The 13,384-nt window shown below is 70.3% G+C and carries 12 protein-coding genes; 8 read left to right on the top strand and 4 right to left on the bottom strand.

Features of this window, described 5'->3' with window-relative positions:
- Nucleotides 1–129 precede the first annotated feature (129 nt).
- From tsf to ACTWP9_RS05910, 8 genes are all read left to right on the top strand, one after another.
- Entirely contained in the window at nt 130–966 is an 837-nt protein-coding gene (gene tsf, locus ACTWP9_RS05945; RefSeq protein WP_443244924.1) for a translation elongation factor Ts, read from the top strand.
- A 197-nt stretch (nt 967–1,163) separates the two neighbouring features.
- Nucleotides 1,164–1,919, top strand: coding sequence for a UMP kinase (gene pyrH, locus ACTWP9_RS05940; RefSeq protein ID WP_443244923.1), 756 nt, complete (start codon nt 1,164–1,166; stop codon nt 1,917–1,919).
- A 218-nt stretch (nt 1,920–2,137) separates the two neighbouring features.
- Nucleotides 2,138–2,695, top strand: coding sequence for a ribosome recycling factor (gene frr / locus ACTWP9_RS05935; RefSeq protein ID WP_443244922.1), 558 nt, complete (start codon nt 2,138–2,140; stop codon nt 2,693–2,695).
- 39 nt (nt 2,696–2,734) lie between these two features.
- Nucleotides 2,735–3,922, top strand: a complete 1,188-nt coding sequence (locus tag ACTWP9_RS05930; protein WP_443244921.1) for a phosphatidate cytidylyltransferase — start codon at nt 2,735–2,737, stop codon at nt 3,920–3,922.
- A 69-nt stretch (nt 3,923–3,991) separates the two neighbouring features.
- Entirely contained in the window at nt 3,992–5,098 is a 1,107-nt protein-coding gene (gene rlmN, locus ACTWP9_RS05925; protein ID WP_443244920.1) for a 23S rRNA (adenine(2503)-C(2))-methyltransferase RlmN, read from the top strand.
- Nucleotides 5,099–5,274: 176 nt separating this feature from the next.
- Nucleotides 5,275–6,354 (top strand): thiamine ABC transporter substrate-binding protein, encoded by a 1,080-nt coding sequence (locus ACTWP9_RS05920; RefSeq protein ID WP_443244919.1) that lies wholly within the window; start codon nt 5,275–5,277, stop codon nt 6,352–6,354.
- Between the two features lie 68 nt (nt 6,355–6,422).
- Entirely contained in the window at nt 6,423–8,036 is a 1,614-nt protein-coding gene (locus ACTWP9_RS05915) for an ABC transporter permease (RefSeq protein ID WP_443245243.1), read from the top strand.
- Nucleotides 8,037–9,218, top strand: coding sequence for an ABC transporter ATP-binding protein (locus ACTWP9_RS05910; RefSeq protein WP_443244918.1), 1,182 nt, complete (start codon nt 8,037–8,039; stop codon nt 9,216–9,218).
- A 20-nt stretch (nt 9,219–9,238) separates the two neighbouring features.
- Here ACTWP9_RS05910 and ACTWP9_RS05905 read toward each other — a convergent pair whose 3' ends face one another.
- The 4 genes from ACTWP9_RS05905 to ACTWP9_RS05890 all read right to left on the bottom strand — a co-directional run bounded on the left by ACTWP9_RS05905 (nt 9,239) and on the right by ACTWP9_RS05890 (nt 13,326).
- Entirely contained in the window at nt 9,239–10,540 is a 1,302-nt protein-coding gene (locus ACTWP9_RS05905) for a hypothetical protein (RefSeq protein WP_443244917.1), read from the bottom strand.
- Nucleotides 10,522–11,301: an ABC transporter ATP-binding protein gene (locus ACTWP9_RS05900; protein WP_443244916.1), complete on the bottom strand. Its 780-nt coding sequence runs from the start codon at nt 11,299–11,301 to the stop codon at nt 10,522–10,524. Before ACTWP9_RS05900 ends, ACTWP9_RS05905 begins: the two co-directional genes overlap by 19 nt.
- A 145-nt stretch (nt 11,302–11,446) precedes the next feature.
- Nucleotides 11,447–12,853 (bottom strand): aspartate aminotransferase family protein, encoded by a 1,407-nt coding sequence (locus tag ACTWP9_RS05895; RefSeq protein WP_443244915.1) that lies wholly within the window; start codon nt 12,851–12,853, stop codon nt 11,447–11,449.
- The gene (locus ACTWP9_RS05890) at nt 12,838–13,326 is read right to left on the bottom strand and encodes an Lrp/AsnC family transcriptional regulator (protein WP_099884642.1); all 489 of its coding nucleotides are present in this window, start codon (nt 13,324–13,326) and stop codon (nt 12,838–12,840) included. The genes ACTWP9_RS05895 and ACTWP9_RS05890 overlap by 16 nt, the downstream gene beginning before the upstream one ends.
- Nucleotides 13,327–13,384: the final 58 nt, after the last annotated feature.

Raw genomic sequence — 13,384 nt, 5'->3', positions numbered from 1 at the left:
CACGTGGGCCCCACAGGTTCACGGTGAGACGGCGGGGGCCGGGTGCCCCCGCCGTCCAGCCGTGAGCTGAGCCGGTCCGCGTGACTCCGATCCAACCTCATCGACTTTCCGAGAAGAGATTCACAGACCATGGCGAACTACACCGCCGCCGACGTCAAGAAGCTCCGGGAGCTGACCGGCGCCGGCATGATGGACTGCAAGAAGGCGCTGGACGAGGCCGAGGGCAACGTCGACAAGGCCGTGGAGATCCTGCGCGTCAAGGGCCAGAAGGGCGTCGCCAAGCGCGAGAGCCGTACGGCCGAGAACGGCGCGGTCATCGCCCGCATCGCCGACGACAGCACCGCCGGTGTGCTGGTCGAGCTGAAGTGCGAGACGGACTTCGTCGCCAAGGGCGAGAAGTTTCTCGCCGCCGCCGAGGCCATCGCCCAGCACGTCGAGGCCACCTCCCCGGCCGACATCGACGCGCTGCTCGCCTCCGAGATCGAGTCCGGCAAGACCGTCCAGGCATACGTCGACGAGGCCAACGCCAGCCTCGGCGAGAAGATCGTGCTGGACCGCTTCGCGCAGTTCTCCGGCGCATACGTCGGCACCTACCTGCACCGCACCAGCCCGGACCTGCCCCCGCAGGTCGGTGTGCTGGTCGAGCTGGACGCGGCGAACGAAGAGATCGCCAAGGACGTCGCGCAGCACATCGCCGCCTTCGCCCCGGCCTACCTGACCCGCGAGGACATCCCGGAGGAGACGGTCGCCAACGAGCGCCGCATCGCCGAGGAGACCGCCCGCGAGGAGGGCAAGCCGGAGCAGGCCCTGCCCAAGATCATCGAGGGTCGGGTCAACGGTTTCTTCAAGGAGAACACCCTCCTCGACCAGCCCTTCGCCAAGGACAACAAGAAGTCCGTGCGGAAGGTCCTGGAGGAGGCCGGCGTCTCGCTGAAGCGCTTCGCCCGCTTCCGCGTCGGCGCCTGAGGGTCCCGTTCCTGACGCATCCCGCAGGCCGGTTCTTTTCGCTCAGAGGTGGAGCACACCGAGCACCGCGCACAGAACCGGCGCGGGCCCGATAAGGTCGGGCACAGGGCAGTTGTGACGAGGAGGCCATTGCCGCAGAGGGAACCGCGAGGATCCGACGGCAATGGCCTCTTTCGTATGTGCACGAGGAGATCTCCATGACCTGCAATGACACCGGCAAAGACAGTGACGGGCGCCGGCGCTTCCTGCTGAAGCTCTCCGGCGAGGCGTTCGCCGGCGGCGGCGGACTCGGTGTCGATCCCGACGTCGTGCACAAGATGGCCCGGGAGATCGCCTCGGTCGTCCGTGACGGTGCCGAGATGGCCGTCGTCATCGGGGGCGGCAACTTCTTCCGCGGCGCCGAGCTCCAGCAGCGCGGTATGGACCGGGCCCGCTCCGACTACATGGGCATGCTCGGCACCGTGATGAACTGCCTGGCGCTCCAGGACTTCCTGGAGAAGGAGGGCATCGACTCGCGCGTCCAGACCGCCATCACCATGGGCCAGGTCGCCGAGCCGTACATTCCGCTGCGTGCCATCCGGCACCTGGAGAAGGGCCGCGTCGTCATCTTCGGCGCCGGTATGGGCATGCCGTACTTCTCCACCGACACCACCGCGGCCCAGCGAGCCCTGGAGATCAACGCCGAGGTGATGCTGATGGGCAAGAACGGCGTGGACGGGGTCTACGACTCCGACCCGGCCCGCAATCCAGCGGCGGTGAAGTTCGACGCCCTGGAGTACGGCGAGGTCATCACCCGTGACCTCAAGGTCGCCGACATGACCGCGATCACGCTCTGCCGCGACAACAAGCTGCCGATCCTCGTTTTCGAGCTGCTTGCCGAAGGCAATATCGCCCGTGCGGTCAAGGGTGAGAAGATCGGCACCCTGGTGAGCAACCAGGGCACCCGGGTCTGACCGGCCCCGCCGACGGCCTCGCGGGCCTGTGTTCGTGCCGTGCCGTCGGCAACACCGTGGCGCAGGAACGGCCCGGTACGGGGATGGACAACAGCCTGCCGGTCGGACACCGTGCAGGAATCAGGGCATCGCGGGGGCCGGGGCGGCCCGCGGGGCGGCCGTCAGCTCACAGCCCCGGATGAAGCAGTCAGGCTCATTCATCGAACCAGGAGCACGTGGTGATCGAAGAGACCCTCCTCGAAGCCGAGGAAAAGATGGAGAAGGCGGTCGTCGTCGCCAAGGAGGACTTCGCCGCTATCCGCACCGGCCGTGCGCACCCGGCGATGTTCAACAAGATCTTGGCGGAGTACTACGGCACGATGACGCCGATCAACCAGCTCGCGTCGTTCTCCGTCCCGGAGCCCCGGATGGCCGTGGTGACTCCGTTCGACAAGAGCTCGCTGCGCAACATCGAACAGGCCATCCGCGACTCGGATCTGGGCGTCAACCCGTCGAACGACGGCCATATCATCCGGGTGACGTTCCCCGAGCTGACCGAGGAGCGCCGTCGGGAGTACATCAAGGTCGCCAAGAACAAGGGCGAGGACGCCAAGATCTCCATTCGCAGCATCCGGCGCAAGGCCAAGGAAACCATCGACAAGGCCATCAAGGACGGCGAGGTCGGTGAGGACGAGGGCCGCAGGGGCGAGAAGGAGCTCGACGACACCACCGCCAAGTACGTCGCACAGGTGGATGAGCTGCTCAAGCACAAGGAGTCCGAGCTGCTCGAAGTCTGAGCCCACCGTCTCAAGGTCCGAGGTCGAAGGCTGCAATCTGTGAACGACTCATCCTGGGGAGCGCCGCAACCGAACGCGGGATACTGGGGCCCTCCCGACCAGGGCTCCACCCCTTCGGCGATGCCCCGCCCGGGCGATGGTCAGGTATCCGCTTACGACGTGAGTGTCCCCGTGCACGGTATGGGCGGCGATGCGTCGCAGACTCGGCCTATGCCCATTGTGTCCGACCCCGGGGGTCCCGGTGACGGAGGAGACGGCCGCGACGGCCGGCACCGTCCTGAAGGTCCCGGTTTCACAGACCCCGCCGGTCCCCCCGGCGCAGCACAGCCGCACGGCCACAACGGGCCGGAGCACACTCCCCGGCAGCCGGCCGGCTCCTCGCCCACCCCAGCACCGTCGGGAGAGGGCAAGAAGCGCGCGGGGCGGGACCTGCGCGCCGCGATAGGTGTCGGGCTGGGACTCGGCGCGGTCATCCTGGCCGCGCTCTTCTTCTACAAGCCCGTTTTCCTCGGCGTCATCGTGGTGGCGGTCGTGGTCGGGCTGTGGGAGCTGGCCTCGCGGCTGCGGGAGCGTAAGGACATCCGCGTCCCGCTGGTGCCGCTGGCACTCGGTGGTGCGGCCATGACCATCGCCGGGTACGTGCGGGGCACCGAGGGCGCGTGGGTGGCCATGGCGCTCACGGCCCTCGCTGTCCTGGCGTGGCGGATGACCCAGCCTGCGGCCGACTATCTGCGCGATGTGACGGCGGGCCTCTTCGCCGCCTTCTACGTGCCGTTCCTGGCCACCTTCGTGGCCCTCATGCTGGCCGCGGACGACGGGCCACGGCGGGTGCTGACGTTCCTGATCCTCACCGTGGTCAGCGACACCGGTGCCTACGCGGTGGGCTGGCGCTTCGGACGGCACAAGCTGGCCCCCCGGATCAGCCCCGGCAAGACCCGCGAGGGGCTGATCGGTGCGGTGACGTTCGCCATGGCGGCCGGAGCGCTGTGCACCCAGTTCCTGATCGAGGACGGGAGCTGGTGGCAGGGGCTGCTGCTGGGGCTGGCGGTGTCGGTCAGCGCCACCCTGGGCGACCTGGGCGAGTCGATGATGAAGCGGGACCTGGGCATCAAGGACATGGGCACCCTGCTGCCCGGACACGGCGGCATCATGGACCGCCTCGACTCCCTGCTGCCGACCGCGCCGGTGGTCTGGCTGCTGCTGGTGATCTTCGTCGGCGCGGGCTGAGCCCGCCCGGGGAGCGGCCCCACCGGCGAGGGTCGGGGGAGTCCGCATGTCTGCGACACTGGTACGGCTATGCCTGCACCCGGAGAACTCACGTTCGTCGCCCCGCGCGGCGCGAAGAAGCCGCCCCGCCACCTTGCCGATCTCAGCCCTCAGGAGCGCCGGGAGGCGGTCGCGGAGCTCGGGGAGAAGCCCTTCCGCGCCAAGCAGCTCTCGCAGCACTACTTCTCGCGGCTGGCGCACGACCCCGAGCAGTGGACCGACATTCCGGCCGCAGCGCGGGAGAAGCTCGCGGCGGGGCTGCTGCCCGACCTGATGCGCGTGGTGCGGCACATCAGCTGTGACGACGACACCACCCGTAAGACGCTGTGGCGGCTGCACGACGGGACGCTGGTGGAGTCCGTGCTGATGCGGTACCCGGACCGGGTCACCATGTGCATCAGCTCGCAGGCGGGCTGCGGGATGAACTGCCCGTTCTGTGCGACCGGCCAGGCCGGGCTGGACCGGAACCTGTCCACCGCGGAGATCGTGCACCAGATCGTGGACGGCATGCGGGCCCTGCGCGACGGCGAGGTTCCCGGGGGACCGGCGCGGCTGTCCAACATCGTCTTCATGGGCATGGGCGAGCCGCTGGCCAACTACAAGCGGGTGGTGGGCGCCATCCGACGGCTCACCGACCCCGAGCCGGACGGCCTGGGGCTGTCCCAGCGGGGCATCACCGTCTCCACGGTCGGTCTGGTGCCGGCGATGCTGCGCTTCGCCGACGAGGGCTTCAAGTGCCGGCTGGCGCTCTCTCTGCACGCGCCGGACGACGAGCTGCGCGACACCCTCGTCCCCGTGAACACCCGCTGGAAGGTGCGCGAGGTACTGGACGCGGCCTGGGAGTACGCGGCCAAGTCCGGGCGCCGGGTCTCCATCGAGTACGCGCTGATCAAGGACATCAACGATCAGGCATGGCGGGCCGATCTGCTCGGGCGGCTGCTGAAGGGCAAGCGGGTGCACGTCAACCTCATCCCGCTCAACCCGACCCCCGGCTCCAAGTGGACGGCCTCCCGTCCCGAGGACGAGGCGGAGTTCGTACGGACGCTGGAGATGCACGGTGTACCCGTGACCGTACGGGACACCCGGGGCCAGGAGATCGACGGTGCGTGCGGCCAGCTGGCGGCGACCGAGCGCTGACGCCTGGCCGAAAGTGCCTGACTGGTAGTGTTCGAACCGGCCGTCCAGGCGGCCCGCAAAAACCGAACAGCCGACAGGGGAGCGCTCACAGCGCTGAGAGTGCGGCCGTACGCCCCGTACGGCCGCAGACCCTCGAACCTCGCCCGGGTCATGCCGGGTAGGAAGTCGATGCACTGATGAACAAGCACGCGCGGCGCGCTGCCGCCGCAACGACCGCTGTCCTGACCCTCGCACTGCTCGCCACGGCTTGCGGCGGCTCGGGCAGTGACAGCGGGGACTCCAAGACCGTCACGCTCGTCACCCACGATTCGTTCGCCGTCTCCAAGTCCGTCCTCAAGGACTTCGAGAAGAAGAGCGGCTACAAGGTCGACGTGCTGCGCGGCGGTGACGCGGGGGCCGCCGTCAACCAGGCGGTGCTCAACAAGGGCAACCCCCAGGGCGACGTCTTCTTCGGGGTCGACAACACCCTCCTCTCCCGCGCTCTCGACAAGGGCGTCTTCTCCTCGTACAAGGCCAAGGGGCTCGACAAGGTGCCGCAGCGGCTCCAGGCCGATCCGGACAAGCACCGGGTCACCCCGATCGACACCGGCGACGTGTGCGTCAACTACGACCGCAAGTGGTTCGCCGACAAGAAGCTCGACCCGCCGCGCACCCTGCAGGACCTCACCGAGCCCCGCTACAAGAACCTCCTGGTGACCGAGGACGCGGCCAACTCCTCGCCCGGTCTTGCGTTCCTGCTGGCGAGCGTCGCCAAGTCCGGTGAGGACGGCTGGCAGGGCTACTGGAAGAAGCTGCGCGTCAACGGGGTGGAAGTCGTCAACAGCTGGGAGCAGGCGTACTACGACCGCTTCACCGGCTCCCGGGAGGGCAAGGGCAAGGGCGACAAGCCGCTCGTCGTCTCCTACGCCTCCAGCCCGCCCGCGGAGGTAATGGGCGTCAAGAACCCGCCCGAGAAGGCGCCGACCGGTGTGGCCGAGGGAACGTGCTTCCGGCAGACGGAGTACGCCGGGCTGCTCAGCGGCGCGAAGAACACCAAGGGCGGCAAGGCGCTGCTGGACTTCCTGCTCAGCAAGCGGTTCCAGGAGGACCTGCCGCTGAAGATGTTCGTCAGCCCGGCCCGCGAGGACGCCCGGCTGCCGGAGCTGTTCACCAAGTACGGCCAGACCGTCGACGCCCCCGCCACCGTTGCTCCGAAGAAGATCGCCGAACACCGTGAGCAGTGGATCAAGACGTGGACCTCGCTCACGGTGAAGTAACCGCTGCCAAGGAGTACGACGCCGCGGCCCCCCGCCGGGGTCGCGGCAGCTGGGTGCGGCTCGGGCTGATGGCCGGGCCGGTGGCCTTCTTCGCGGTCTTTTTCGGCTACCCGGTGGCCGCCATCGTCGGGCGCGGACTGCGCGAGGGCGGACAGTGGCAGCTGGACCGGATCGGACAGGTGCTGAGCGATCCCGACATCCTCCAGGTGCTCTGGTTCACGCTCTGGCAGGCCGCTGCCTCGACGGCGCTGACGCTCGCGCTGGCGCTGCCTGGCGCCTATGTGTTCGCACGGCTCGACTTCCCGGGGAAGCGGCTGCTGCGCGCTGTGGTGACCGTGCCGTTCGTGCTGCCGACGGTCGTGGTCGGCTCCGCCTTCCTCGCGCTGGCGGGGCGGGGCGGGGTGCTGGACGCGTGGTTCGGGGTGCGGCTGGACACCAGCGTGTGGGCGATCCTGCTGGCGCACGTGTTCTTCAACTACGCGGTCGTCGTGCGCACTGTCGGCGGCCTGTGGTCCCAGCTCGACCCGCGGCAGGAGGAGGCCGCGCGGGTGCTTGGAGCGAGCCGGTTCGCCGCCTGGCGGCGGGTCACCCTGCCCGCGCTGGCGCCGTCCGTGACAGCTGCCGCGCTGATCGTGTTCCTGTTCACCTTCACCAGCTTCGGCGTCATCCAGGTGCTGGGCGGCCCGCGCTACGCCACGCTGGAGGTCGAGATCTACCGGCAGACCGCCACCCTGCTGGACCTGCCGACGGCAGCCGTGCTGACGCTCACCCAGTTCGCCGCGGTGGCTGCGCTGTTGGCGGTGCACTCCTGGTCACTGCGTAAGCGTGAGACGGCGCTGAGCCTCGTTCCCGCGGAGCACACCGCGCGGCGCCCGGCAGGTGCCGGTCAGTGGGCGGTGCTGTGTGCTGTGCTGGGCGTCATCGTTTTGCTGACTGTCGTGCCGCTCCTGGTGCTCATCCAGCGGGCTTTCGAGGGGCCGGACGGATACGGGCTCACCTTTTTCCGCGCACTGGGGGCGCAGCAGCCGGACAGTGCGACCTTTGTGGTCGCGCCTGTAGCGGCCATCGGCAACTCGCTGGCGTACGCGGCTGTTGCGACCGTCATGGCCCTGGTGGTGGGCGGGCTGGCAGCTGCTGCGCTGACGAGGCGCGCGGGCCGGCTGGTGCGCGGTTTCGACGCGCTGCTGATGCTGCCGCTGGGCACCTCGGCCGTCACCGTCGGTTTCGGCTTCCTCGTCGCACTGGACGAGCCCCCGCTCGATCTGCGGTCCAGCGCACTCCTGGTGCCGCTCGCGCAGGCGCTGGTGGGCGTGCCGTTCGTCATCCGCACCATGCTGCCCGTACTGCGTGCCGTGGACGTACGGCTGCGCGAGGCCGCGGCCGTGCTGGGTGCCTCACCGCTGCGCGCCTGGCGGGAGGTCGATTTTCCGCTGGTGCGGCGGGCGCTGCTGGTGGCCGCCGGGTTCGCCTTCACCGTCTCGCTGGGCGAGTTCGGCGCCACGGTGTTCATCGCCCGCCCCGACACCCCCACCCTGCCGGTTGCGGTGGCACGCATGCTGGGCCGGGCGGGGGAGGCCAACTACGGCCAGGCGATGGCCCTGAGCACCATCCTGATGCTCGTCTGCGCGGGCGTACTGCTCGCGCTGGAGCGTGTCCGAACCGACCGCCAGGGGGAGTTGTAGATGCTGCGGCTGGACGGTGTGACCGTACGCTTCGGCGAGCGGACCGCGCTGGACGCGGTCGACCTGGAGGTGGCCGCACACGAGACGGTGTGCGTGCTCGGGCCCAGCGGCAGCGGGAAATCCACCCTCCTACGGGTCGTCGCCGGGCTGCAACAGGCCGACGCGGGCAGGGTGCTGCTGTCGGGACGGGACCAGACCGGGGTGCCGCCGCACCGTCGGGGCGTCGGCCTGATGTTCCAGGACCATCAGCTCTTCCCCCAGCGCGACGTCGCGGGGAACGTGGCCTTCGGGCCGCGCATGCACGGGACCAGCCGCGCGGAGGCCGAGCGCCGGGTCGCCGAGCTGCTGGAGCTGGTGGGGCTGCCGGGTGCCGGTCGGCGTGCCGTCACCACGCTGTCCGGCGGCGAACAGCAGCGGGTCGCGCTGGCCCGCGCACTGGCGCCGGAGCCGAAGCTGCTGATGCTGGACGAACCGCTGGGACAGCTGGACCGCGGACTGCGCGAGCGCCTCGTCGTCGAGCTGCGGGGCCTCTTCCAGCGGTTGGGCACCACAGTGCTCGCCGTCACGCACGACCACGGGGAGGCGTTCGCACTCGCCGACCGGGTGGTGGTCATGGAGGGCGGCCGTATCGCACAGGCAGGTACCCCGCTGGAGGTCTGGCAGCGTCCCGCCTCGCCGTTCGTGGCCCGCTTCCTGGGCTTCGACAACATCACCGCAGCCACCGTCCACGGCGACACCGCGGTCACCGGCTGGGGAAAGCTCACCGTCCCGCAGGACACCCCCCAGGGCAGCACCCTGCTGCTCGTACGCCCAGGTGGCGTGCTGCTGCGCACACCGGACGAGGGGCTGCGCTGCACCGTGGAGGCCCGGACCTTCCGCGGCGGTGACGCCTCGACGGTCACCGTGCTGCTGCGCCCGCACGAGGGAGCGCCCCTGGAGGCCGCCTGCACCCTGCGGGAAGCGCCGGAGGTGGGCGCCGAGGTGGGCGCCGTCTTCGACCCGCGGGAGGTGGTAGCGCTGGACGGCAGGGACAGTGCGCTCGGCCGCGGGGACGACGTGCTCGACGGCACCGACGACGTTCCCGACAGCGCTGAGGACGCACTCGGTGACGTACTGGGCGGCACGGACGACGAACCGAGCACCCGAGGCGTCGCCGCGCGGCCCCGGCCGGGCGCCGGCTAGGCCACGGCGGGCCTGGAGGTTCAGTGCGGTGGCAGGGCCGTGAGCAGCCCGGCCGTCATCGCGAGGGCCGTGAACACCACTGCCGTAACAGCCGCGCGCAGCAGCGTCACAGCCCGCCCCAGCCTCCCGGGCGCCCCGATCCGGTCGAGCAGCTCCCTCAGTGGGGCGCGGGCGCTCCGGGCCCGGGCGAGCGCTGCCAGTACGGCACCGGCCATACAGCACCCGGTCAGCACGCCCGCCAGCACCACCAAGGGGCCGGGGGCGAGTGGCCCGTTGCCGGAGAGCCGCGCACGGGCGAGGGCGACCAGGGCAGCCCCCACCGCGCTCAGCCCGCCCAGTGGCCGTCCCAGAAAGGCCGCCTCACGCACCAGTGAGCGCCCCGCCAGCAGCCGTACCGGACCAGGTCGCACCGAGCCCAGCAGGCGCCCGCTGAGAGCTGTCAGACCGGGACCGGCCAGCAGCAGCCCGAACGCGGCGAGCAGCCACCCGGCGGCAAGCGGTGAGGCCGCGATGTCCTCTGCGCGTACCGTCCATCCCCCGGAGGCCGCGGAGTCACCCACAGCCCCCGAGCGCGCGGCCTCACCGCTTGCCGCCGAGCGCGCCGCAACGGCGGCCAGCAGCAGGCCCCCGATCGCCAGTACGGTTCCGCACAGCAGCCCCGCGCGGCCGGGGGCGCCGGTCCCGTCCCGCTGTTCGGCGGTCGGCTCGATGGAGGGGGTCCGGGAGCTCCGCAGCAACGCCCGCGACGCCGTGGAGGCCCAGGATTCATCCGGGCCTGCGGTCGCTCCCGGAACGGCTGCCCTCGCTCCCCAGGCGGCCGCGAGGGCGGCCAGCAGGGGCACGATGCTCAGCAGGGTGAGGGCGGCGGGCGCGGGCAGCGGCTGTCCGGACAGCGGGAGCGCGGCGGAGGTGCCGGGCAGCGCCGGCCCGAGCGCCGAGCCGCCGACGCCGCCGGCAGCACCGATGCCCCGTGCGGTCACGAGCAGTGCCAGTGCGCTGCCCGTCACGCTGGGTGCCGCGGTGGTGCGTGCGACCAGCAACGGCAGCCCGGCGGGGCCCAGTCCGGCCGCGTCCAGTCCGGAGCGGGCCTCGGCGCGGGGCTCGGTGCGCCCGAGGGCCGCGGCGAGCTGTGCGGTGACGGCGAGCGGGACCGTGCACCACAGCAGCCGCAGCAGGGCAGTGGCCCGGTCCTCGGGATGGTCCAGGGCGTAGGAGAGCGTGGCGAGCAGCAGCAGGCCGATGCCCGTCGAGGCGCACAGGAGCAGCAGCCGGAGCAGCAGCGCCAGGGGCGGCGCCGCGAATGTCAGACGGAGAGTGAGCACGCTGCCGCGCCTTCCGGTCCTGCGGGCTGTGCTGCCGGGCCGCCGGGGGTGGGGGTGCGCGCCCGCCGTCCGTCGGTGAGTTCGACGATGCGGTCGGCGAGTGCGGCGCCGGTCGCGTCGGCGGTGCGGGCCGCCTGGTTGAGCGCGAAGTCGTGGGTGGCCAGCAGAACGGTGATGCCGTGCGAGCGGGCGGCCGCGGTGAGCGCCCGCAGCACCTGGGCGCGGTCGCTCTGGTGCAGCGGTGCCGTCGGCTCGTCGGCGAAGACCACGTCGGGGGAGTGGATCAGGGCGCGGGCCACGGCGACGCGCTGGCGCTGCGCCTGGTGCAGCGCGGCGGGCCGGTCGGCCGCGCAGTCGCCGACATCCAGCCGCTCCAGCCAGGCGCGTGCTGCGCGGCGGGCCGCGCGGTAGCCGCTGCCGTGCAGCAGGAGGGGGAGCGCGGCGTTCTCCCAGACGGTCAGTTCGGGGACGAGGCGGGGGCTGCTGTCGATCCAGCCGAAGCGGTGCAGCCGCAGCCGCTCACGAGCTGCCCGATCGAGGGTGTGCACAGGGGAACTGTTGAACCAGACCTCGCCCTTCTCCGGCAGCAGCTGTCCGGACAGACAGCGCAGCAGTGTGCTCTTTCCGCTGCCCCGGGGCCCTGTGACGGCGACGATCTCGCCCTCCCGAACACCCATCGAGACGCCCTGCAGCGCGGGTGAGCCGTCATAGGCGTAGTGCAGTCCTCGCGCCCAGAGCACGTCGTCCGGCGGGGCGGCCATGGGGCACCTCCACTCAACATCGCGAGCCGTCGTTCCCTCTGGAGGGCGAAACGAGGGGCGGGGACATCGGTCACTGAACCGATGACCCCGCCCCTCTGGCGGCCGTGTGCGACCGGAGTGTGCCGGTCTGCGGCTGGGCTGTGGCCTACAGCTTCGTCCATGCCTCCGTCAGCACGGAGCGCAGGATCTGCTCGGCCTCGTCGAAGACCTTCTGGTCGGAGATCAGCGGCGGGGCGAGCTGAACCACCGGGTCGCCCCGGTCGTCGGCGCGGCAGTACAGACCGTTCTCGTACAGCGCCTTGGACAGGAAGCCGTACAGGACCCGCTCCGACTCCTCGTCCGTGAACGTCTCCTTGGTCGCCTTGTCCTTGACGAGTTCGATGCCGTAGAAGAAGCCGTTGCCGCGTACGTCGCCGACGATCGGCAGGTCGTGCAGCTTCTGGAGAGTGCTGAGGAAGTTGCCCTCGTTGTCGAGCACGTGCTGGTTGAGGCCCTCGCGCTCGAAGATGTCGAGGTTGGCCAGGGCGACGGCGGCCGAGACGGGGTGGCCGCCGAAGGTGTAGCCGTGCAGGAAGGTGTTGTCACCCTTGTAGAACGGCTCGGCGATACGGTCGGAGATGACCGCGGCACCGATCGGGGAGTAGCCGGACGTCATGCCCTTGGCGCAGGTGATGATGTCGGGCACATAGCCGAACTTGTCGCAGGCGAAGATTGTGCCCAGCCGGCCGAAGGCGCAGATGACCTCGTCGGAGACGAGCAGCACGTCGTACTGGTCGCAGATCTCGCGGACCCGCTGGAAGTAGCCGGGCGGCGGCGGGAAGCAGCCGCCCGCGTTCTGCACGGGCTCCAGGAAGACCGCGGCGACGGTCTCCGGGCCCTCGAAAAGGATCTGCTGCTCGATCTGGTCGGCGGCCCAGCGGCCGAACGCCTCGGGGTCGTCGCCGTGGATCGGGGCGCGGTAGATGTTGGTGTTGGGCACCTTGTGCGCGCCGGGGACCAGCGGCTCGTAGGGCGCCTTGAGGGCGGGCAGGCCGGTGATGGACAGCGCGCCGTGCGGGGTGCCGTGGTAGGCGACGGCCCGGGAGATGACCTTGTGCTTGAGCGGGTTGCCGGTCAGCTTGTGGTACTGCTTGGCCAGCTTCCACGCCGTCTCGACGGCCTCGCCGCCGCCGGTGGTGAAGAAGACCTTGTTCAGGTCGCCCGGGGCGTGGTGGGCCAGCCGCTCGGCCAGCTCGACGGCCTTGGGGTGCGCGTAGGACCAGATGGGGAAGAAGGCGAGGTCCTGGGCCTGCTTGTTGGCGGCCTCGGCCAGCTCGGCGCGACCGTGCCCCGCCTGCACGACGAACAGGCCCGCCAGGCCGTCGAGGTAGCGCTTGCCGTCGGTGTCGTAGATGTAGACGCCCTCGCCGCGGGCGATGGTCGGAACCGGCGCGTGCTGATACGACGACATGCGGGTGAAGTGCATCCACAGGTGGTCGTTCGCAGTGCTGGAGAGGTCCTTGCTCCCCTGGCCGGCGTGACTGTCCTTGCTCACTTTTATCGCGTTCCCCATGTGTAGGTCTGCTTGCGCAGCTTGAGGTAGACGAAGCTCTCCGTCGACCGCACGCCCGGCAGGGTCCGGATGCGTTTGTTGATCAGTTCGAGGAGGTGGTCGTCGTCGTGGCACACGATCTCGACCAGCAGGTCGAACGAGCCCGCCGCGATCACGACGTAGTCGACCTCGTCGATCTCGGCGAGCGCGTCGGCGACCGGTTCGACGTCACCGTCGACCGTGACGCCGAGCATCGCCTGGCGCATAAAGCCGACGGTCAGCGGATCGGTCACGGCGACGATCTGCATGACGCCCTGCTCCTGGAGTTTCTGGACGCGCTGCCGCACGGCCGCCTCCGACAGACCTACGGCCTTGCCGATGGCGGCGTACGGACGCCGTCCGTCCTCTTGGAGCTGTTCGATGATTGCCAGGGACACGGCGTCCAGGGAGGAGGAGCCGGCTGTCTTCTTCGAGTCGCGAGCCACGGGTGCCACTGTGCATGAGACATCCTCCGTTACGCAACCCTTGAGCGATGTAATCCGCAGCCATTCG

Source organism: Streptomyces sp. 3N207 (assembly GCF_052246355.1).
GTDB lineage: Bacteria > Actinomycetota > Actinomycetes > Streptomycetales > Streptomycetaceae > Streptomyces.
Note: the sequence above shows the minus strand (reverse complement) of the source record. Positions and strands in the feature narration are given on the sequence as shown.